Genomic DNA, 21537 nt, shown 5'->3' on the forward strand with positions numbered 1-21537 from the left:
AAAAGAAATAAGCATGAAAACAAGTACTTTATTTATTTTTTCAGCCTTAGTGGCATTAGCCTCATGTAATGATAAACATGAGAACAGAAATAGAGAGGGAGACAGAGACAGAAGTAATTGGGTAGAGAAAGTGGTAAGCAAGGAAAGCGGACCGATCCAGCATAAAGAATTTAGCGGAGATTTTGATGAAATCCAGGTTTCACAGGCAATTGAGGCTGAGGTCATAAAATCTGATAATGAAAAAGTGGTTATCTCAGCTCCACAAAATATTATAGATGAGATTCTTGTGGATAATGATGGCGGAAGGCTTCATATTCATTATAAGCCTGGTATCAGAGTGATGAATATCAGCAAAGTAACTGCAAAAATTTACACCAAAGACTTTAAGAAACTTCTTGCTGATTCGGCAGCGAGAATTATCATAAAAGATAAATTCACTCAGGAAAAAACAGATGTGGAAGTATCAAGTGCAGGAAGTATATCCGGGGATCTGGAGGCAAATGATATGGATATCAACATCAGCAGCAGCAGTAGTTTTGATGGCAAAATATGGGCCGTAAACCTTGATGTTGAATCTTCATCAGGATCCACGCTAGATATCTCAGGAAAAGCAAAAAAGGCTGACATCAGTGCTTCTTCAGGCAGCAGTGTCTCAGCTAAAGGTGTGATTGCTGATGAGGTAGAGGCAGATGCTTCCAGTGGTGCAAGTATTCATATCAGTGCTGTTTCCAGTGTGAAAGCAGGTGCTTCTTCAGGTGGAAGTGTGGATATCTCTAAAAAAGGAGAACTTAAGAATGTAAGTAAAGACGAAAGCAGCGGCGGAAGCGTAAACATCCAATAAACTAATCCTGGGATTCTTCCTCATCTTCCTCATCGGCGGATGAGGAGCCTTCCCAGTTTTTATTATCGAAATTAAGATTATCGTACGCTAATAATTCCTCCTCCCGCTGGAGGATTTCTTTTGTGGTAAACAGCGTGATATCATCATCATTTTCTTTCATCCTGGCCAGCTTTCTGACAGAAGCTTTATCTATCGCCATAAATCTTTGTCCCAGGCGTCTCGCTGCGTATTTCCTCATCCCTGTTTCGTGCAGTACATCAACCGCCATATCCACTGCCGTTCCTAATGTTTCACGGTAAATATGATTGATTCCGTTGTTAAGATAATCATACGCATCAATTCTGTTTTTCGCTCTTACAAAAATTTTCACATCAGGATAGTGTTCACGGACGAGTTCTGCTATGAATTTGTTGTCATCCGGATCATCCAGACACAAAACCAGAATTTCAGCATCTTCAATTCCGGCGGCCCTTAAGATGGGTATTCTTGTCGCATCACCATAATATACTTTAAAACCATAGCTTCTGAGCAGCTTTACACGGTCTGAATCACGGTCCAGAACGGTAGCCGGTATTTTATTGGCTTTTAAAAGACGCCCCACTGTACTTCCAAAATGCCCAAAACCTACAATAATAATTTTCTTTTGGGAAACATTACTGTCGAGAATGTTGAAATCATGCTCTTCTTCAGGAATTTCTTTAATGAATTTTGGAGTAATAAACTTCTCGTTAATGATCAGAAGAATGGGAGTGATACACATGGTAATGGCAGTAACGGCCATCATTTGTGCATTCATTTCAGGCCCTAAAAGATAGAGATCCGATGCATAATTGAGGAGTACAAATGCAAACTCTCCCACCTGGGAAAGAGCAAACGCATAAAAAAGACTTTGAGAAGTATCTATCCTGAAAAACTTTCCTATAGTGTATAAAACCGCAAATTTTACAGCCAGCACAGCAAAAACGGTACTGAAAATAAATAATGGATCTTTCTGAATCACATTAAAATTGATAGTTGATCCCACACTGACGAAGAAAACGGCTAACAGCAATCCCTTGAAAGGATCAATCTGGGCTTCCAGTTCATGACGGAATTCACTGTTGGCAAGCATTACCCCAGCAAGAAAGGCTCCCAATGCAGGAGAAAGTCCAATGACCACCATTAACTCCGAAACCCCTATAACCAGGAATAGGGAGGAGGCAGTCAACAGTTCCGTCATTCCGGATTTGGAAACATAACGCAGGAAAGGAACAAAGACATATCTGCCCAGCAAAATAAGTAAAGCTACTCCGAAAATTACTGTCCCGGCCTGAAGCCATTCCGGAAGTTTCTGGATCAGGATCTGAATTTCGTTATCATGATGTTGGGCCTTATAATTAGCTACAATAGGAAGTATGGCCAATATAGGGATCACAGAAATATCCTGAAACAGCAGGGTAGAGAAGGAGGCTTCTCCGGCAGTTGTTTTCAGATTGTTTTTTTCCTGTAAAGTCTGCAGAACAATTGCTGTAGAGGAAAGAGCGAAACACATGGCAATGGTGATGGCTTTATCCAGTCTCCAGCCTACACTTATAAATATTAAGAACAGCAGCAGAATCGTAAGTGCCATCTGAGAAAGACCCAGGCCCATTATCTTTTTACGCATTTCCCAGAATTTCCGGGGTTCAAGCTCTAAACCTACAAGAAATAAAAGCATGATCACCCCAAACTCACTGGCATGCATGATATCATTTACATTGTTTCCCGTAAGCTTAAGTGCATAAGGTCCAATGATAATTCCTCCTAAAATATAACCGATTACAGAACTCAACCCGAATTTTCTGGCTAATGGAACCATAATAATGGCCACACCCAGAAAAATTAATGTGTTCATCGCTAAGCTGGATTCCATATGCTATTGATTAAGTAGTTCTGTAAATTCTTTTTTGTGTAAAATGATTTCTTTTTTAGAAAGCTTATTGGCTTCATATACGATTTTAATATGCCGGATATCTGCTTTAAAAACCTTTAAGGAGACAATCAGGCCGCTGATGAGTTCTTCCACGGTATACTGATAGGTTCCGGTTTTACTGAAAGACCTTTCTTTGCCGCCAGTCGTAACCAGAATATAAACTTCTTTTCCTTCAAGAGGATTTTCTTCCCCTTCTTTAAGCCAGTCTCTGTCAAAAACTTCGTCAATCCATAATCTGAGAAGAGGGGGCATTCCGAACCATATCAGGGGGAATTGAAAAACAAACCGGTCATAATTTTTAAGACGTTTTCTTTCCCGGAAAGCAGCAATGTGAAAGTCAGGGTACTCTTCGTAAAGATCTCTCAGGGTATAATGCTGGTGGCGAACGTAGAAATTGATGAGCTCTACATTCGAATTGGAGTGCTCCAGATAAGGGTGTGCAAATACTACCAGCGTCTTCTTCATAATCCTGTTTTCAGTAAATATAAGAAAAAAATATTGAATAAAAGGAGTGTTTTAGGAGGTTTTGTTAATTTTTTGGCATCTAAACTTCGGTTTACCAGTAAGAAAAGTTAAAAAAATGATGTTATTTTAGCTTTTTAAATAAAAAAATCAGATCGTGATGATCTGATTTTCTATATTATTCGTGAAATAACCTGTTCGTTTACCAGCCGCCAGATGCGCCGCCACCTCCGAAACTTCCTCCACCTCCGAAGCCTCCAAAACCTCCGCCGCCGGAACTTCCACCGCCGAAGCCTCCTCCTCCGAAGCTGCCCGGGAATGGGAAGAAACCGCCAGGATAATTTCTGCGCCCTCTTCTGGTAATGATCACATCATCGTCATCATCATTATTTCCGCCGCGACCGCCTCCTCTGTTACCAAAAAGGATCGCAATGATGATAAAAATAATAAAAGCAATGATGAGAACTTTAAAAGCGCTTCCATTACCGGAAGGTGCCGTAGTGGCTTCAGGTTTGAATTTCCCCTGAACAGCCTCCATTATCGCTGAGGTACCCCCATTGATTCCTTCATACCAAAGTCCCTTTTTGAAATTCGGGGTAACAATATAATCTAAAATCTGTCCGGCTACTGAAGCGGTCAGATATTGCTCTACAGCACGTCCCTGCTGGATAGACATCGTTCTGTCTTCAGTTGCGATGAGGAAAACCACTCCGTTATCCACCCCTTTTTTTCCAATTTTCCATTTCTCACCAAACATGGTTGCCAGAAAGTTTACATCTTCTCCTTTGGTAGAGCGGATGATCACTACTTCAATTTCCGTTGAGGTAGAATCTGCAAATTTGATGAGTTTGTTATTAAGCGCATCTTTTTCCTGCTGAGAAAGCAAGCCTGCTTCATCAAAGACAGGGTAAAGAACTGCTGGTTTTTCGGGAATGGTGTATTGTGCTGATACAAAAGTGTAAAAGCAAAGCAGTAAAAATGAAAGTACTATTTTAAGAGAACGTAATTTCATTCGAGAGTTGGTTTGGGTTTTCTCCTTCTACAGGAAAATGTTTTTTGAGTTCCAGACCTGTTTCCAGGATGGCACTTTTCAGCGCCTTATAATAATTTCCTTTGGCAAATTCAGCGGTGATATAATCATGAAGATGATCCCAGTAAGACTGTTTCACTTTTTCATGAATTCCAATATCTCCAATGATGGTAAGATATTTCTGTTCGAAATTCACGTGGAAAAGCACTGCGTTTCTTTCAGCAGTTTTATCCATATCAAGCTTCTTGAAAACATCAAATGCAGTTTTAGCATCACGGGTTTCTGTATTGGAATCAATATGCACCCTGATTTCTCCTGTAGAATGATCTTCCGCAGACTGAATCGCTTCCACAAGGGAAGCGATCTGTTGATTTGTTAGGAAATTACCCATTATTATTTAAATACTTCAGGGGCTTTCTGAGCTCCTGCATCAGCTTTGAAATAAGGTTTTTCTTTAAAGTTGGTAAAATTCGCCAGAATATTATTCGGGAAGGTCTTGATAGAAGTGTTGTAATCCTTTGCAGCGTCATTGTAATAAACAGTTTCAGTTCTGATGCTGTTTTCAATAGCAGTGTACTCTCTCTGGAAGTTGATATACTGCTGGTCTGCTTTTAAGTTAGGATAAGACTCTACTACAGCCATCAATCTGCTTAAAGCTCCGGAAAGCTCACCCTGTGCAGCCTGAAACTTAGCAAGGTCTGCTTCAGTCATATTTGTAGGATCAATGTTGATAGAAGTTGCTTTAGAACGTGCTTCTACAACCTGAGTTAAGGTTTCCTGCTCGAATTTTGAATAGGATTTTACCGTTCTTTCCAGGTTAGGAATAAGGTTCGCTCTTTTCTGATAAACCGTTTCTACATTGGACCATTTTGCGTTGACAGTCTGTTCTTTGTCTACAAAGCTGTTATATCCGCTTTTCCCCCAGAAGAACAGAACAGCCAAAATGATAAGGAGGGCAATACCGATCGTTCCGGCACCCAAACATCCTTTATTTTTCATAGTTTATTTTTTTTAAATTTTTTGTGCTAACCAAATATACAAATTATGTGCTAATTTTGTGAAAAATTATTTGAATGACAACAATAGTGGTGGCAATGGGAGAGAATAATGAAATTGGTTTTGAAAATCAGTTGCTTTGGCATCTTCCCAAAGATTTGAAACATTTTAAAGATATTACTTCAGGACATCCGGTTATTATGGGCAGAAAAACCTATGAAAGCATTGGGAAAGCTCTTCCGAACCGTACTAACATTGTTGTGTCAAGAAAGAAAGACTGGTTTGAGGAAGGAATTCTTATTGTTGGAAGCATTAAGGAAGCATTGAAGTTTGCTAAAAAAATTGACGAAGAAGTTTTCGTGATAGGTGGCGGAAATATTTATGAGCAGACAATGGATGCCGTAGATAAACTGGAAGTTACCTTAGTGAAAGCAGATCTTGAAGCGGATACATTTTTTCCGAAAATAGATCCGAAAATCTGGAAAAAAACAAACGAAATCTGCCATGAAAAAGATGAGAAGAATGGCTATGATTTCTGTTTTCAGACGTTTGAAAGAATTAAAAAAGAAGCATAATTGTCAATAGTGAATTTTTGCTTCGCAAAGTGAATCGTGAATTTCTCACAGGGACAAAAATTAAAAAGCGTAGCGAATTGACCATTCACAATTGACTTTTTGAACTTTAAGACCTAAATTTATTATCTTTGCACTTCTAAAATTTAATAATGAATAAATACATAAAAATTGCAGTAGCAGCAGTTCTTATCCTGTTAGGACTTTATATGATGATTTTCACAAGAAATCTGGGATGGGGAATTGTTGTTTTTCTTTTGGCTGCATTTCCCATTTTACTGTTCTTTAAAAATGAATATATTCTGCTGGCATTCTGGCAATTGAGAAAACAAAATATGGAGAAAGCTGGTGAATGGCTGGCGAAAATTACAGATTATAAAGGACAGCTTCATAAAACCCAATATGGATATTTCCATTATTTATCAGGATTGACACAAGCTCAGGATCACCCTGCAAAAGTAGAACCTTTTATGAAAAAAGCTCTGGAATATGGTTTAAACATGAAGCATGACAGAGCAATGGCGACTTTAAATCTTGCCGCCGCAGCCATCTCTAAAGGAAGAAAACAGGAAGGGCAGAAGCTGCTGGAAGAAGCAAAAAGGCTTGACAGCGCAGGAATGATGACAGACCAGATCAAAATGATGAAAGATCAGTTGAAAATGCCAACCATGCAGAAGCATATGCATAATCCTAATATGAGAAACAGAGGAAAATTCTTCTAATCCGAAAAAATAAAATTCAAAAAGTACCTGAACAAGGTACTTTTTTTATATCCGTACTATAATTTTACATTTCCGAATTCTGATCATATCCATAGAATTTAGGCATCTGCCAGTGGTATTTTACAGCAAATGTCCTGATGGCAACGATGAGTAAAATAGTAAAGATTTGTATAAATGTATATGACAGTGTCGTATATCTGGTCATCAACAAAAATGCTGAACCTCCCAATATACAGGCTGTAGCATAAATTTCTTTCCTGAAAATCAAGGGGATCCTGTTGAGCAGGATATCCCGGATAATTCCTCCGAAACAGCCCGTAATGGTGCCTAATGCAATACAGATCATAGGATGGATTCCTGCATTTAATCCCTTCTGAACGCCGATAATGGTAAATAATCCAAGCCCGAAGCTGTCGAAAATAAATAAGGTGACCTTAAAGTTTTTTTCCAGAGATTTGAAAATCATTGAAAAAATACTGGTTACGAGAATCAGGGCACACATCAGAAGGTCGTGCATCCAGAATACGGGAATATCCAGCAATAGATCTCTTACCGTTCCTCCACCTACAGAAGTTACAAATGCAATAATAAGAACCCCGAACGGATCAAGCCGTTTCTGCATCGCTGCGAAACTTCCGGACATGGAAAAGGCAATGGTCCCCAGGACTTCTATTGCAAAATTGAACTGTTCGTGCATATATTATGAATGATAAGTAATGAGCAATGAGTAATAAAAATTATGCCATTTAAATTTGAGATAATTTAAACTTATATGTGGTCATAACTTTACGGGTTCTTCGCATTCTGCTTTTAAATGTAAAATTTTTTCCGGATTTACATATTCTAATTCTTCAATAATTTTTCAAGCCAAAGTTGAGCTTCATCAATTTCTTCGACAACTATGCACATTAGCAAATTTTTCTTTCTCAGATCTTGCTCTGGATACTGCCCGATAATTGGCTGCTACAGAAGTTGCGGATCTGATAATTTGTTTTTTTATTATTGAAATATCATCCGAAAAAGGTAATGAAGAAAGTGTTTTAATGATAGCAATGGAAAAGCTTTTGGTCCTTTCCCTGAAAATCTGGTTAAAATCTGCTCTATCAAAATTACTCGTTACTTATGACTTATTGCTCATTACTCATATTTATCTCTCCACTCTCACAGAGTCCGGAACCATCAGCTCATATTCGCCGCCGTGATTGATCACTTCTCTTACAATGCTGCTGCTGATGAAAGATTTTCCTGAAGAGGTCAGTAAAAATACGGTTTCCAGTTTTTTGTGCGCTAACGTTCTGTTGGTATGGGCAATCGCTTTTTCGAATTCAAAATCGGCAGGGTTTCTCAGTCCACGGATAATGTACTGAGCATTTTTTTCAAAGCAGTAATCTACCGTTAAGCCTTCGAATGAGTCTACTTCCACATTGGGGAATTCTGCCACTGAATTTTGAATGAATTCCATCCTTTTTTCAAGAGGAAACATATATTTCTTTTGAGAATTCTGCCCGATCGCAATAATTAATTTATCAAACAGCGGCGCCGCTCTTTCTATAATGTCGTAATGTCCCAAGGTAATAGGATCAAATGATCCAGGGAAAACAGCAATTTTCATATTCTAGTTGTTTTCGTTTGATTTTTCGTAAAACAGCCTTAGGTTTTCAATATTGAGGCTGCAGTTGTTATTTAGAACCTGATTGGAAGACAGATTTAAAATCAAATCATTTCTTCCTATAATTTTTGAATTTTTGTAAACTTTGTCAATGGGATGAAACTTAATCTTACTTTCAAAAACTCCACTTTCATTTTTCTTGATAATTCCTGAAAACAAGATTTTGTTGTCCAGAGAACTGATTTCAAAATAATTGGGAACTGTTTCATTATCAATGATAACATCGTTTTTTTTAATGTAATTGAAACACTTCTGATCATTAAGATAAACAGTAGCAGCATCAAATTTAACGCTTTGGGGTTCAGCCGAATTCTTAGGCAGTTGTAATTCAAGAGTTTTGTAGTTCTGTGCAAACGCCAAAGAAGAAACAAATAATGAAATAGTAAGAAACTTCATGATTTGATTACTTATTAAGTGCTTTTTCTACTTCATTTCCACAAAGATCCATAATGGAAATTCCATAATGTCTTGCCTGCTGAGGAAGAATACTTGCAGGAGAGAACCCCGGATTGGTATTCATTTCAAGCATATAAGGGATTCCGTTCATCAGGATAAATTCACTTCTTGAAAAACCGCTCATTCCTAATGAATTGTAGGCTCTTTTGGCAATTTCTTCCACTCTTTTTGTGGTTTCTTCGTCAATTCTTGCCGGGGTAATTTCTTCAGAAGCGCCTTCGTACTTCGCTTCATAATCAAAGAACTCATTGGTAGGAACAATTTCTGTAATTCCTAAGACGATGGTTTCCCCTTTAAAATCAATAACTCCTACAGAAACTTCCATCCCGTCCAGGAAACTTTCGATCAGTATTTCACTATCTTCTTTGAAAGCAATTTCAGTAGCGGCAATCAGTTCAGCTTTTTCTTTTACCTTGGAAATTCCCAGAGAAGATCCTGATTGGTTAGGTTTAACAAATAAAGGAAGGTTAAGTTCAGACACAATCTCGTCTACATTGATATCTTCTCCTTTTCTTAGATAAATGCTTTTTGCAGAAGGGATTCCATATTTTGATAAAACAGCAAGAGTATCTTTTTTATTGAAGGTAAGGGCGCTTTGGTAAAAATCGCATCCTGTGTATTTTTGGCCGATAGCGTCCCAATATGCCTGAAGTATTCCGTTTTCTCCCGGAGTTCCGTGGATGATATTGAAGCAGACATCAAATTGTAAGGTTTCTCCATTATCTAAAGTCACAGAAAAATCTCCTCTGTTGATGGCATATTTTTGATCATTTTCACCTAAAAAATACCATTCATCTTTAAGCACTACTACTTTATATACGTCATAGAGATTTCTGTCCAAAGAATCATAAATCAATTGTCCGCTTTTTAAAGAAACGACATATTCATCAGAATAGCCTCCCATTACTACGGCAACACTTTTTTTATTCATAACCATATAGTATCAATTAAGGCAAATTTAATCATTTTATACAATGCAATATGGGAAATCGGCAAATTTTAAAATCAAAAGTGAATTGTGTTAAATAAAAAGTCCATTCTAAAATTATTAGCTATATTTGCGGTTATAATTAAAGTATTTTTAAGTATGCTTAAATCACTTTTCAATTGGAAAGTTTTACTGAATTTAGTAGTAGCCATCGGTATTTTCGTAGGCCTTGTATGGCTTACATTTCGCTGGTTGGAGTACCATACTAATCACGGTCAGGAAATTCCTGTTCCCAATATTGTAAATAAATCGGTGCATGATGCCGTTAAAATATTAGATGATACAGGGCTTGAATATGAAGTAGACAGTGCCAATTATGACCCGAAATACAGACCGTTCCAGGTGTTAATGGTATATCCTGCACCAGGTTCCCGTGTAAAAGACGGAAGAACTGTAACGCTTAAAGTAAACCCGAGAACATGGGCGCCTATTGCTGTACCGAATGTTATCAATAAATATTCAGGACTGGCATTCCAGAGGCTGGACCAGGTAGGTCTGAAGATTGGAGATACCATCTATGAACCAAGCATTCAGAAAGATGCTCTTTTAAGAATATTGTATAAAGGAAATGCAGTGAACCCGGGAACCCGTTTACCTAGATTCTCCATCATTGATGTGGTAGTAGGTTCCGGCCCGATGAGAAATATATCTATTCCTAATGTAGTAGGGCTTACGGTAAAAGAGGCAAGAGCTGTTATTACCAAAAGCATGTTTGAAGTAGGTTTGGTGGAGCATGAGGACGGAAGTAAAGATGAATCTGATATTATCTATTATCAGGATCCTGCTTCCGGAGATGTTCGTGATCAGGGAATGCAGATAGACCTTTGGGCAAGTAGGAAAACTCCGGCAGAGCTGAGAGGTAAGATTGAACAGCTGAATTCTATCTACAGAATGAAAGTGGATACATCACTTCCTCCGGTACGATATGAAGAAGTAAACACGGAGCCTAGCTACGAAGCTCCTCCGGTTCAAGCTCCAGCGCCTAGAAGAGAAATTCCGAAACCTGAAGTTCCGAAAACAGAGACTTCCAGGCCTCAAACTACAGCTTCTAAACCTGCAGGTCAGGGAACAGAGAAGCCTAAAACTTCCAGTACTCCTGCTACAGGAAATACAGCAAAGCCGGCTGCTGCTGCAACTACCCAACAGCCTGCTCAAAAGCCGAAGGCTAAAAAGGTAGTCGTAGAATAAGATCAGATTAATAGCAAAAATACAGGCTTCAACTCTAACATGTTGAAGCCTTTTGTGTAAAAAATATAAAACAATGTCAGAAGATAACGAAGATTTTTTAGATGAAGAATTATTAGATTCAAACAGTATTGAAAACATAGATATTGACGAGGAAAATAAAGGATTGTACGAGCATCTTAATATCACTGTAGACAGCAAGCAGGAACCTTTAAGAATTGATAAGTTCCTTCTGATCTACAGACAGAATTCTTCAAGAAATAAAATTTCCCAGACCTGCAGAGCCGGAAACGTTATCGTGAATGGTACTGCGGTGAAACAGAACTATCGTGTAAAGCCGGGAGATCAGATCTCTGTACTGCTTACCCATCCTCCGAGAGAGAATGTTATAATTCCTCAGGATATCCCGGTGAATATCGTTTATGAAGACGATGATCTTGTAGTAGTGGATAAGGAAGCAGGGATGGTTGTCCACCCCGGATTTGGAAACTGGGACGGGACACTGGTGAATGCGCTTGCTTTCCATTTTGAAAAGAATGGTGAAAAATCTGATCTTGACAGGGTAGGGCTTGTTCACAGAATAGATAAAGATACCTCCGGCCTGCTGGTGATTGCCAAAAATGAATATGCATTGAGCTTTCTGGCCAAACAATTCTTTAACCGTACTACCAGGAGATTATACTGGGCTTTTGTATGGGGGAATATGCAGGATGATGAAGGTACGATAAGAGGTCACATCGGAAGGCATCCTAAGAACAGAATGCAGATGTCCGTTTATGAAGACGGAAGCCAGGGAAAACATGCTGTGACGCATTATAAAGTTCTTGAGAGATTCAAATACATGACCTGGGTGGAATGTAAGCTTGAGACCGGAAGAACGCATCAGATCAGAGCCCACTTCAGACACATCGGGCATACATTGTTTAATGACGAAAGATATGAAGGACACACCCCTCTAAGAGGAGTAAATCTTCCGAAATATAAACAATTCATAAAAAATGTTTTCGAGATTTTGCCAAGACATGCCCTTCATGCCCATACCCTCGGATTTATACACCCGACAACAAAAAAGGAATTATATTTTGAGAGCCCAATGCCCAAAGATATGGCGGATGCTGTAAAAAAATGGAGAAATTATTTAGAAAACTAAAAATATATTGAGAATTTTTTTATATTTGTTGAATTGAAATCAAGATTTGTTATGAGAAAACTATATGCTATCGTATGTTTAGCTCTTTTGTCAAATGCATACAAAGCACAAGAATCACTACCATACTATCAGCAATATCTTTTGGATGGTGAGTTCCTGTTCAACCCAGCTCAATACGGAAAGACAGATTACGTACAGCTCAACGCCAACTATCAACAACAATTTTCAAAGTTCAACAACTCTCCGAATGTACAGTCAATCGGGATTAATGCGAATATCTTTGATAGAGTAGGTGCTGGTATTTCTGTATTCAGAGATAGTAACGGACCTATTTCTGCAGGGGGAATTACAGCGGGTGCTTCATATTTTATTCCTCTAAGTAGTGAAGGAGACAGAAAAGACCAGTTCTCTTTCGGTACAAGTGTTAACTTTTATAACATGAACTTTGATTATTCAAAAATCAATACTGAAGAAGGAGGTGATCCATTATTAAGAGGTGAAGAAAGTAATATCTTCATGGTATATGCCAACTTTGGTTTGGCGGCAACCTACAGAGGATTATTCGGGGGTGTTTCCGTAAATGATATTGCATTAAGCAATGATGCTTCTATCGTAAACAACTACGAGCCTTCTCCAATTAAATTCTTCTTAAACTTAGGATATAACTGGAACATTGCTGATAATATTACCATTGCACCATCAGCATTGATCAACCTTAATACCAACTCAACGAGAATGATCGACTGGAACCTAATGGCGACTTTCTCTAATGAGATCAATGCATTCTCTTTCGGGGTAAGCTACAGAACAGTTCAGAACAGATTTGATAACCAGAACCTGAGCATTTCTCCCATTGTAAAAGTAAGATTCAACAAATTCATGATCGGAGCTACCTATAACCTTGGATTGTCTGACATCCAGAGTTATGGAGGAAACAGCTTCATGATTGGTCTTGGTTATAACTTTGACAATTTCATTAATGCGAGAGGATTTAGATACTAATTCATTTAATTTAAATAAATTTGAGCTCTGAAATTTTTCAGAGCTTTTTTTATGATATACCTTCATATTCCGTTCTGTAAACAAAAATGCAGCTATTGTAACTTTCACTTTTCCACATCCCTGAATTTTAAGGATGAAATGCTTCGTGCCATGAAGACTGAAATACAATTGAGAAAAGATGAATTACAGAATAAAAACCTGAAATCCCTGTATTTTGGAGGCGGAACTCCTTCCATTCTTTCTGTAGATGAAATCAACGCTTTAATAGATGAAGTTTTAAAATACTTCAGCTTTGAAAGAGATATTGAAGTCACCCTGGAAGCAAACCCTGATGATCTGGATAAGAACTTCTTAAAACAACTGGCCGGAACACCGGTAAACAGGCTCTCTATTGGTACTCAAAGCTTTTTTGAAGAAGATTTAAAGCTCATGAACCGAGCGCATAATGCTTCTCAGGCAGAAAGCTCCATCAAACGGGCTCAGGATTTTGGTTTTGAAAATCTGAGTATCGACCTCATTTATGGTTCACCCACATCCAATCTTGAGATATGGAAAGAAAATCTTCATAAAACGATGGCTTTGGAAATACCTCATATCTCTTCATATGCTTTGACGGTAGAATCCAAAACTGCTTTGGAAAACTGGATTTCAAAGGGAAAAGTGAAAAGTCCTAAAGAAGAAGAGCAGAACAGAGAATTCTACTATTTATCAGATTTTTTAAAAGGTAATGGCTTTGAACACTATGAAGTCTCCAATTTTGCAAAACCCGGTTTCTATTCACGCCACAATTCCGCGTATTGGAAATACCAGGAATATCTTGGAATAGGACCTTCAGCACATTCTTATAACGGATTTGATGTCAGAAGCTGGAACGTAGCCAATAATCAGCAGTACATTAAAAAGCTTAATGATAAATTATTAGCTAAAGAGGAAGAAATTCTTTCCAAGGAAGACCAGTTTAATGAAATGATTATGATTGGTCTGCGTACCATTTGGGGCATAGATTTGGAAAGTTTAAAAAACAAATTTTCAGACAGAATGTTAGAGCACTTTCAGAGAGAAATCAAATCTAAAATGGAAGAAGGTATTTTAATCATTGAAAATGACTATTTGAAAATTCCTGAGAAGCATTGGTTTATGGCCGATGGAATTGCCTCGGATTTGTTTATCATTTAGATTGGAAGTGAGGAGTGGGAAGCAGGAAGAGTTGTTTGTGAAAAACTTCCGGCATCCAGCATCCAGCATCCAACAAATTCACTATTTTTGTATAAAATTTCAACTCATTTGAAAACTAAAAAACAAGATTATTCACATCTTTCACCAAGCCAGCCTATCGGAATTTTCGATAGCGGAGTGGGAGGTCTTACCGTTGCCAAAGAAATCAAAAGACTGCTGCCTAACGAAGATCTGATTTATTTTGGAGATACAAAGCATCTTCCTTACGGAGAAAAATCCAAGGAAGCAATTATTGAATATTCTACAAAAATCACCAATTTTCTGCTGGAACAGAACTGCAAAGCGATTGTAATTGCCTGTAATACGGCAACCGCTAATGCTTTGAACGAAGTAATGCAGTCCGTTGCTGGAAAAGTACCTGTAATAGACGTTATTAATCCGGTTGCTGAAAAAGTATCCTATGAAATTCATACGAATGTAGGCGTAATTGCTACCAAGGCAACAGTGAATTCAGGACTGTACAAAAAGAGCATCAGAAAGCATAATAAATGGATTAAAGTGGATGAGCTGGCAACACCTTTATTGGTTCCTGCCATTGAAGAAGGATTCAAAAATCATCCGATAACCCATGCCATTATTTATAATTATTTGAGCAATAACAAATTAAAAAATATTGAAACGCTGATTCTGGGATGTACCCATTATCCTCTTTTAATAGACGAAATCAAGCAGTATTACGGAAACAGAGTCCGTGTGATTGATTCCCCGAATATTGTAGCCAATCATCTGAAGATCATTCTTGATAAGTACAATCTCTTACATGATCATAATCCAAAACCGAATTACCATTTCTATCTTTCGGATATTACCAAGAATTTTGAGAAAATATCCAAGAAATTCTTCGGGAAAACCATTGATTTGGAATTGAAAGTACTATAAATAAAAAGTCTGCTATTTAGAGCAGACTTTTTATTTGTGTTCCTGGTGAAGTAACTGGTGGAATTCGTATTTACAATTAAGCTTCCACAATTACTTTTTCAGCATTCAGCCTTTTTTTAGGATTGAACTTCGGCTGGTTTGTATCTGCTTCATCTCTTTCTCCGATGGCTACGGCAAATAGTGTCTCATATTTTTCATTGTTCAGAACAGCATCGTATTTTTCAGGTTCAATACCTTCCATTGGAGTAGAGTCTATTCCCATTGCTGCACAGGCAGACAAAAGAACTCCTAATGATAAATATACCTGATGACCAAGCCATGATTTTATTGCTTCTTCTCCCTTAGGTTTTACCATAGTCCGGTAATAATTAACAGCGCCTTCCGGAAGGTTTTCTTCAATTTGTTTTTCAAAGTTTTCTATGTTTCTGATCACTTGAAAAACAATTACATGACTACTATCCAATACTTTTTCTTTATTAAAATAAGACTTGTCACCCAATTGCTTTTTCAGCTCCGGATCATTCACGAAAATAAAATTCCAGGGCTGGCTGTTGATGGAAGAAGGGCTTAAATTTAAAATTTGCTGAAGTTCTGCAATGTGTTCTTCACTTATTTTTCCCTGTGGGTTATACTTTTTTACAGTATACCTGTTTTTCATTTTGTCTAAAAAATTCATAATTTTATACTATCATTTTTATAGTTACAAAAGTAATTTAAGTTTAGTAACTTTGCAATAACGGTAAAAAATGATAGTATAAAAATGTATACCATAGATAATAAATCATACCCCTGCTGTACCAGCGTTACGATGAAGTTTATCGGCGGAAAATGGAAGGCAGTAATTTTGCACCACCTTATTGGCGGAGCTAAACGATATAACGAGATAAGAAAATCAATTCCGACGATTACGGAAAGAACATTAAGCTTGCAGCTGAAGCAGCTGGAAGAAGATGGAGTTGTTGATCGAAAGGTTTATACTGAAAAACCTCCTTTAGTGGTGGAATATGAATTAACAGACTTTGGGAAGACTTTATTACCTGTTTTGGAAGCGATCACAAAATGGGGTGAAGAATCTCCGGTGATTTCAAAAAAAATAATCAGGAATTAGAGTTCCTGATTATCTTCTTTATTCGGTTCAAAAAAACTGAAACTTACGTTTCCGTATTTTCTGGTGTCTATTAAATTCGGGTGATCAAACTTCATACGGCTTTGATGTTCCACAATAAGAACTCCGTTTTCTTTCAGGTATTTATTGTTTAATACCAGAGAGATCAGTTCATGATACTTTTTCTCTTCCATTTCGAAAGGAGCATCAGAGAAAACAATCTCAAAAGACTTTTTATTTCTGAATTTTTTAAGCCAGTCAAATACATCTCCCCTCTGCACATTTACCTGAAGCGCCATATCAAGTTCAGCCGCCGTAGAATTGATAAAAGCCGTGTGCTTTGGATTCATTTCCACAGAAGTAATATTCTGACATCCTCTGGAAGCAAACTCCAGAGTGATAGAGCCAATTCCTGCAAAAAGATCAAGCACGGAGACGGACTGCATATCGTATTTATTTTCCAGAATGCTGAATAACGCTTCCTTCGCAAAATCGGTCGTAGGTCTTACTTCAAAGTTTTTAGGAGCGGCAATTTTTTTGGCTTTCCATTTGCCTGATATGATTCTGAACATATTTTTGTTAGGGTTTAGGTCATAGATGATAGTTGGCAGGCGAATGGGTTTTGATCCTGTTACCTGCGTACTGCAATCTAATTAAGTATAAAATTCTTGTTAGGAATATTGTCAAAAACAATTTTCAGGTTTTTAACAAACTTCTGAAGTTCGGAAATGAAGGTTTCATTTTCCGTAGTTTCTCCGTAAGCATAAAAGCTGGTTTCATTAATGCCGAAACCTATTTTGCTCAATGTAAACATGATGAAATAAAGAAAATCTACTTCAGAGTTCACATCCAGGTTATTATAAAGAATGATTTTTTTATTGTCAATGGCAAAAAACTCACACTGATTATGATAAAGATTGATATGAATTTCTTTAGCGGCTTTATTGCTGATCGAACTTAAAAATTTTTCTCCGGAGAAATTGAAATGCACCGGTATGGCAAGCTCTTTTATTTTCTTGTAATAGCTTTTCGGGAACGTATAATAAAACTGAATATTGAATTTTTTGTTAATAGAGAGCATCAGTTCTTCATGTTCTTTATCTGCAGGAGCATTGAAAGCTATCAGATCAAATCCTGCCTCATGCTCAGAAAAACCTTCCGGCATCAGGGTAAAATGATTGAATGCTGAAATCACCTGGATTTCTTCGTAGCGCTGTTTAATAAGAACTTCGTCCAGCTTTTGCTCGATGAGGTTGGCTGGTGTCTCTTCAGTAACGAAATAAGACTTTTCCTCCAGAATGCTTTTGTTTTTAACAATCTGATAGATTAATCCGTCTTTGGTAAAAAGTAAATTAAGTACGTTCATATTTCAATTCCTGCAAATTTAGTGAAATTCTACCATTACCGCACCCGATTGATGGTGAAGTATTTCCTTATTATAAAAATCAATATTGACCTGGCTTTCCAAAACCTCCCAAACCATCCTCTGCAAAGTGCCGTCACCAATGCCGTGAACAATTTCCAGCCTCTTCAGATTATGCTTTCTGCAAAACCCGATCACTTCAATCAGTTTTTCCTTTTGTATAAACAGTCTTTCAAAACTGTCATAGTCATTGGGATTTTTTACCAAATTATGAAAATGAAGGTCTAAAACCAAATGGTTTCTCTGATGTTTTCTGGAAATATTTTTTTGGGGCTCCGGTTTTCTTACCACTTTGATATTTTCATAAAGATCAGCGTCTTTAGGAACCAGTTTTTCTTTTGGATATTGATGAGTAAAGCCATATTCATCTTTAAAAACGACAATATTTCCCCTCACGGAAGTAATTACTCCGCTTAGATCCTCATCTACCACCGAAACCTTATCGCCGACTTTCATATATTTTAAGAATTGCCTGAAAAATTATTGGTGCAAAGGTAAAAACTAAAATCTATAGAAGACAACTCCTTTATCCTGAAACTCGAAAACGCTCCGGCTTTGATAGAATTTCATCCATCAAACTCTGGGGCCTAGTTCAATTACTTCCAGATCTTTGATTTCCTCACCGTCTACTACAAAGCGCATCATAGTTCTCACCTTATGCCATCCCTGTTTTCCGCAAGCACCGGGATTCAGATGGAGAAGGCTGTTTTTCTCATCATACATGGCTTTCAAAATATGAGAATGCCCAGAAATAAATAATTTCGGCGCTTTCTCTGCAATTTCTTTTTTGGTAAGGGGGGTATATTTTCCGGGATAGCCGCCAATGTGGATCATCAGAACTTCCAGCTTTTCACAAAAAAAACGGTTTACTTCCGGAAATTCTGCCTGGATTTTAGCATTATCAATATTTCCGTACACACCCTTCAGCGGTTTTATTTTTTCAAGCTGTTCAATCACATCCAGACTTCCGAAATCTCCACAGTGCCAAACTTCATCGGCCTGAGAAGCATATTCCAGAATTCTGTCATCTATGTAAGAATGCGAGTCGGAAAGAAGAAGAACTTTTGTCATTATCTAAGGGTTCTTTCAGTAATATTTTCGTGGTATTTATCTTTGAATACAGCTACACGTTCCGTATTTACTTCCCCGTCATGATTAAGTACTCTTTCTTTCAACAGCCATTTTATAAGCTTTTCCATTCCTTTTCTGGAATTCATGAAATTGGAGATTTTGCCCAGATCAGTAGATTCTACTTTGGTTTTTTCGGTGAGAAAATTCAGGATAAAGTAATCATCACTTACGTATCTTGGGGTTTCATTATCCATATACCGGTAAAGAAGAATTTCCTCATCATCCTTCATGGAAAAAAATGAATATTGTGCCACATTGATTTTTTCAGCTTTCAGGATCTGTTTACCATCCAGTAGAACCTTATCATCTTTAATGGTTACCTCCTGAGAAAAGTATACATTAAAGCTTATTATCAGAAAGAAGAAAGTCAATAATCTGTTTATTGCCATTTTTACTGTTATTTTTAAGATTGCAAATATAAAGAAGCGATGACCAAATCACGGAAATCTTACTCAGAGATATTTCTTGTTTTCCTGATAGAATCCAGTTTCTTTTCAATATCCGCACTGAAAACCTTTTTTAATTTCAGCTGATTCTCCGTAAGTTTTGAAATAACAAAAGTACCGGTCATGTTAGTATTGTAAGGGAAAACTAAGGTGACTGTAGAATCTGAAGCCTTTTTCCAGCTTCCGATGTAGCGGTCTGGTTTTTCATTTTTGGTAACAGGCTCTTCCAAAGCATCATATTTCAAAGTAGATTTAATAAGGTTTCCAGTAATTTTTCCATTTTTCTGAAATCTGATTCCTTCTTTTCTTGCCTCAAAACCATCCTTCTTTTCGTAGGTATAGATATAGGTGTCCATTTTATCAAGGTTCCAGGTCTGCAAAAGCAAAGGATTGGCAGTTCTGTCCTGAGCTTTGACAGCACAGGCCGCGAAAAGAGAGAAAATACAGATACAAATAGGCTTTTTCATGAATACAACTGATTTATTCTAAAGTTTTAGCACTGCTAAATGAGCATCACTTAATATTTAGTAAATTTGGGAAAATTAAAATAAACAATGAAACAGAAACTTTCTTTTTTCATTTTTCTTTTGACCGTAGGATTGGCCAATGCACAGGTTGAAGAGAAAAAACTGGATGAGCTGATCCAGAATACCCTGAAAACCTTTGATGTACCGGGAATGTCCGTGGGGATTGTAAAAGACGGGAAAATGATCTATTCCAAGGGATTTGGTGTACGCTCTCTTACAACGAAACAGCCTATGGATGATAATACATTAGTGGGTATTGCTTCCAATTCTAAAGGTTTTACATGTACAGCACTGGCCATCTTAGCAGACGAAGGCAAGCTGAACTGGGATGATAAAGTTTCAAAATATATTCCTGAGTTCCAGATGTATGATCCGTACGTTTCTCAAAATGTAACCATCAAAGACCTTATAACCCACCGAGCCGGATTAGGACTTGGGCAGGGAGATCTGATGTTCTTTCCGGAAGGAGGAAGCATGACGGTGAATGATATTGTCCGCAATGTGAGATATCTGAAACCGGAAAATCCTTTCAGAACAAAATTAGATTATAACAATATCATGTTTATTGTTGCCGGAGAAGTGATTCACAGAGTTTCCGGATTAAGCTGGGCAGAGTTTATTGAACAAAGAATCATGAAGCCTGTAGGAATGACTTCCAGTTTCGGAAGTTACAACAGAGCAAAGGCTGTAGCCAATAAAATTGATGCACATGCACCGGTAGACGGAAAAGCAATTGCTGTTCCTCATGACTGGAACGAAACAGCCAATGCAGCAGGGGGAATCATGAGTAATATCAAAGATATGACCACCTGGGCAGAGTGTCTGTTGAATAATTTCACTACGAAAGACGGTAAAAAATTAGTTTCTGATAAGAATGCACAACAGCTTTGGAGCCTTCAGATTCCAGACAGAGTAGCAGCGAAAAATCCATATGATACAAGTTTTTACGGATATGGATTAGGCTGGTTCTTAAGTGATGTGAAAGGCCACAAACAGGTACAGCATACCGGTGGATTGATAGGAACGGTTACGCAGTTTACCTTAATTCCGGATATGAAGCTGGGAATTGTTGTATTAACCAACCAGCAGTCAGGAGCAGCTTTCAACACCATTACCAATACCGTAAAAGATTCTTACCTGGGGATAGCAGATAGAAACTGGCTGAAAACGTATGGCGACAGAATGTCTAAAATGGAAGCTGAATTCAGCAAACAGAAGAAAGATGCTTTTTCAAAATCCGAAGCTTTTAAGAAAGAAAAATCTCTTCAGCCCAAGGCAGAACAGTTCACCGGAATATATAATGATGCATGGTTTGGCGATGTAGAAGTTGCTCAGCAGGGAAATACCTACAGAATTTCTTGTAAAAACTCTCCAAGATTAAAAGGAGAATTGCTGCCATATTCCAATAATTCCTTCATTATCAAGTGGGATGACAGGAGTTATGATGCAGATGCCTATATCATTTTCAGTTATGACGAAAACGGAAAAGCAGAATCAGCAAAATTAAAAGCTATTTCTGACGTAACGGATTTCAGTTTTGATTTTGATGATCTGGATTTGAAAAGAAAATAATACTATCGAAAAATATTCATTGAGAACGGGCTTTAGCCCGTTTTTTTTTTAAAGTACGAATGCCACTAATTTACTCACAGATAACACTAATTTTAATGATCATTGAAAATTAGAACTGAAATAATTCAATAGGAACGGGCTTTAGCACGTTTTTTCATGTTTACAACGATAGTGGCTTTAGCGGAAAGACTACC

At 37.6% G+C, this 21537-nt stretch carries 27 protein-coding genes; 10 read left to right on the forward strand and 17 right to left on the reverse strand.

Annotation, left to right across the window (positions count from 1 at the left end):
- The first annotated feature begins 13 nt into the window (after nucleotides 1-13).
- Nucleotides 14-841: a GIN domain-containing protein gene (locus BLW74_RS21650; protein WP_089696871.1), complete on the forward strand. Its 828-nt coding sequence runs from the start codon at nucleotides 14-16 to the stop codon at nucleotides 839-841.
- A 1-nt stretch (nucleotide 842) separates the two neighbouring features.
- On the opposite strand, the gene BLW74_RS21655 is transcribed toward BLW74_RS21650, so the two are convergent.
- From BLW74_RS21655 to BLW74_RS21675, 5 genes are all read right to left on the reverse strand, one after another.
- Entirely contained in the window at nucleotides 843-2732 is a 1890-nt protein-coding gene (locus tag BLW74_RS21655; RefSeq protein WP_089696874.1) for a monovalent cation:proton antiporter-2 (CPA2) family protein, read from the reverse strand.
- Nucleotides 2733-2735: 3 nt separating this feature from the next.
- Nucleotides 2736-3257, reverse strand: coding sequence for an NAD(P)H-dependent oxidoreductase (locus BLW74_RS21660; RefSeq protein WP_089696877.1), 522 nt, complete (start codon nucleotides 3255-3257; stop codon nucleotides 2736-2738).
- Nucleotides 3258-3456: 199 nt separating this feature from the next.
- Nucleotides 3457-4266 carry a TPM domain-containing protein gene (locus BLW74_RS21665; protein WP_089696879.1) on the reverse strand — a complete coding sequence of 270 codons (810 nt, stop codon included), beginning with the start codon at nucleotides 4264-4266 and terminating at the stop codon, nucleotides 3457-3459.
- Nucleotides 4247-4675: a TPM domain-containing protein gene (locus tag BLW74_RS21670; RefSeq protein ID WP_185116378.1), complete on the reverse strand. Its 429-nt coding sequence runs from the start codon at nucleotides 4673-4675 to the stop codon at nucleotides 4247-4249. Before BLW74_RS21670 ends, BLW74_RS21665 begins: the two co-directional genes overlap by 20 nt.
- A 2-nt stretch (nucleotides 4676-4677) precedes the next feature.
- Complete coding sequence (locus BLW74_RS21675) at nucleotides 4678-5283, reverse strand: LemA family protein (protein WP_089696885.1); 606 nt, start codon at nucleotides 5281-5283, stop codon at nucleotides 4678-4680.
- A 74-nt stretch (nucleotides 5284-5357) separates the two neighbouring features.
- Here BLW74_RS21675 and BLW74_RS21680 point away from each other — a divergent pair, with 74 nt between their 5' ends.
- Complete coding sequence (locus BLW74_RS21680) at nucleotides 5358-5855, forward strand: dihydrofolate reductase (protein ID WP_089696889.1); 498 nt, start codon at nucleotides 5358-5360, stop codon at nucleotides 5853-5855.
- A gap of 149 nt (nucleotides 5856-6004) precedes the next feature.
- Nucleotides 6005-6574, forward strand: a complete 570-nt coding sequence (locus BLW74_RS21685) for a hypothetical protein (RefSeq protein WP_089696892.1) — start codon at nucleotides 6005-6007, stop codon at nucleotides 6572-6574.
- Between the two features lie 64 nt (nucleotides 6575-6638).
- Here BLW74_RS21685 and BLW74_RS21690 read toward each other — a convergent pair whose 3' ends face one another.
- From BLW74_RS21690 to BLW74_RS21710, 5 genes are all read right to left on the reverse strand, one after another.
- Nucleotides 6639-7271, reverse strand: a complete 633-nt coding sequence (locus BLW74_RS21690) for a trimeric intracellular cation channel family protein (protein ID WP_089696895.1) — start codon at nucleotides 7269-7271, stop codon at nucleotides 6639-6641.
- A gap of 186 nt (nucleotides 7272-7457) precedes the next feature.
- On the reverse strand, nucleotides 7458-7658 hold the full coding sequence (locus BLW74_RS22750; RefSeq protein ID WP_228425016.1) for a four helix bundle protein: 201 nt from the start codon (nucleotides 7656-7658) through the stop codon (nucleotides 7458-7460).
- Nucleotides 7659-7721: 63 nt separating this feature from the next.
- On the reverse strand, nucleotides 7722-8186 hold the full coding sequence (coaD, locus tag BLW74_RS21700) for a pantetheine-phosphate adenylyltransferase (protein ID WP_034693345.1): 465 nt from the start codon (nucleotides 8184-8186) through the stop codon (nucleotides 7722-7724).
- 3 nt (nucleotides 8187-8189) lie between these two features.
- Nucleotides 8190-8639 (reverse strand): hypothetical protein, encoded by a 450-nt coding sequence (locus BLW74_RS21705; RefSeq protein ID WP_089696897.1) that lies wholly within the window; start codon nucleotides 8637-8639, stop codon nucleotides 8190-8192.
- Between the two features lie 7 nt (nucleotides 8640-8646).
- Nucleotides 8647-9630, reverse strand: coding sequence for a D-alanine--D-alanine ligase (locus BLW74_RS21710; RefSeq protein ID WP_089697040.1), 984 nt, complete (start codon nucleotides 9628-9630; stop codon nucleotides 8647-8649).
- 156 nt (nucleotides 9631-9786) lie between these two features.
- On the opposite strand from BLW74_RS21710, the gene BLW74_RS21715 reads away from it, so the two are divergent.
- The 5 genes from BLW74_RS21715 (at nucleotide 9787) to murI (ending at nucleotide 15139) form a co-directional block, all read left to right on the forward strand.
- Nucleotides 9787-10875 (forward strand): PASTA domain-containing protein, encoded by a 1089-nt coding sequence (locus tag BLW74_RS21715; RefSeq protein WP_089696901.1) that lies wholly within the window; start codon nucleotides 9787-9789, stop codon nucleotides 10873-10875.
- Nucleotides 10876-10948: 73 nt separating this feature from the next.
- Entirely contained in the window at nucleotides 10949-12022 is a 1074-nt protein-coding gene (locus BLW74_RS21720) for an RluA family pseudouridine synthase (protein ID WP_185116379.1), read from the forward strand.
- Between the two features lie 51 nt (nucleotides 12023-12073).
- A complete protein-coding gene (locus BLW74_RS21725; RefSeq protein WP_089696903.1) occupies nucleotides 12074-13024 on the forward strand; it encodes a PorP/SprF family type IX secretion system membrane protein in 951 nt (316 codons plus the stop codon).
- Between the two features lie 51 nt (nucleotides 13025-13075).
- Nucleotides 13076-14200, forward strand: a complete 1125-nt coding sequence (hemW, locus tag BLW74_RS21730) for a radical SAM family heme chaperone HemW (protein WP_089696907.1) — start codon at nucleotides 13076-13078, stop codon at nucleotides 14198-14200.
- Between the two features lie 108 nt (nucleotides 14201-14308).
- The gene (gene murI / locus BLW74_RS21735; protein ID WP_089696910.1) at nucleotides 14309-15139 is read left to right on the forward strand and encodes a glutamate racemase; all 831 of its coding nucleotides are present in this window, start codon (nucleotides 14309-14311) and stop codon (nucleotides 15137-15139) included.
- A gap of 76 nt (nucleotides 15140-15215) precedes the next feature.
- Here murI and BLW74_RS21740 read toward each other — a convergent pair whose 3' ends face one another.
- Entirely contained in the window at nucleotides 15216-15815 is a 600-nt protein-coding gene (locus tag BLW74_RS21740) for a nitroreductase family protein (protein ID WP_089696913.1), read from the reverse strand.
- An 84-nt stretch (nucleotides 15816-15899) separates the two neighbouring features.
- Between BLW74_RS21740 and BLW74_RS21745 the strand changes: the two genes are divergently transcribed.
- Complete coding sequence (locus BLW74_RS21745) at nucleotides 15900-16247, forward strand: winged helix-turn-helix transcriptional regulator (RefSeq protein WP_089696916.1); 348 nt, start codon at nucleotides 15900-15902, stop codon at nucleotides 16245-16247.
- Here the strand turns inward: BLW74_RS21745 and BLW74_RS21750 are convergent.
- The 6 genes from BLW74_RS21750 to BLW74_RS21775 all read right to left on the reverse strand — a co-directional run bounded on the left by BLW74_RS21750 (nucleotide 16244) and on the right by BLW74_RS21775 (nucleotide 19711).
- Entirely contained in the window at nucleotides 16244-16816 is a 573-nt protein-coding gene (locus tag BLW74_RS21750; protein ID WP_089696919.1) for an RsmD family RNA methyltransferase, read from the reverse strand. The two genes, BLW74_RS21745 and BLW74_RS21750, sit on opposite strands and share 4 nt — an antisense overlap.
- Nucleotides 16817-16893: 77 nt before the next feature.
- Nucleotides 16894-17610, reverse strand: a complete 717-nt coding sequence (locus BLW74_RS21755) for a DUF3822 family protein (protein WP_089696922.1) — start codon at nucleotides 17608-17610, stop codon at nucleotides 16894-16896.
- A gap of 18 nt (nucleotides 17611-17628) precedes the next feature.
- On the reverse strand, nucleotides 17629-18123 hold the full coding sequence (locus BLW74_RS21760; RefSeq protein ID WP_089696925.1) for a Smr/MutS family protein: 495 nt from the start codon (nucleotides 18121-18123) through the stop codon (nucleotides 17629-17631).
- Between the two features lie 117 nt (nucleotides 18124-18240).
- Complete coding sequence (locus BLW74_RS21765) at nucleotides 18241-18738, reverse strand: metallophosphoesterase family protein (protein WP_089696927.1); 498 nt, start codon at nucleotides 18736-18738, stop codon at nucleotides 18241-18243.
- Nucleotides 18738-19187, reverse strand: a complete 450-nt coding sequence (locus BLW74_RS21770; RefSeq protein ID WP_089696930.1) for a hypothetical protein — start codon at nucleotides 19185-19187, stop codon at nucleotides 18738-18740. The genes BLW74_RS21765 and BLW74_RS21770 overlap by 1 nt, the downstream gene beginning before the upstream one ends.
- Before the next feature lie 59 nt (nucleotides 19188-19246).
- Nucleotides 19247-19711, reverse strand: a complete 465-nt coding sequence (locus BLW74_RS21775) for a hypothetical protein (protein ID WP_089696934.1) — start codon at nucleotides 19709-19711, stop codon at nucleotides 19247-19249.
- A gap of 87 nt (nucleotides 19712-19798) precedes the next feature.
- Here BLW74_RS21775 and BLW74_RS21780 point away from each other — a divergent pair, with 87 nt between their 5' ends.
- Nucleotides 19799-21343, forward strand: a complete 1545-nt coding sequence (locus BLW74_RS21780) for a serine hydrolase (RefSeq protein WP_089696938.1) — start codon at nucleotides 19799-19801, stop codon at nucleotides 21341-21343.
- Nucleotides 21344-21537 lie beyond the last annotated feature (194 nt).

Source organism: Chryseobacterium culicis (genome assembly GCF_900108365.1).
Classification (GTDB): Bacteria; Bacteroidota; Bacteroidia; order Flavobacteriales; family Weeksellaceae; genus Chryseobacterium; species Chryseobacterium culicis.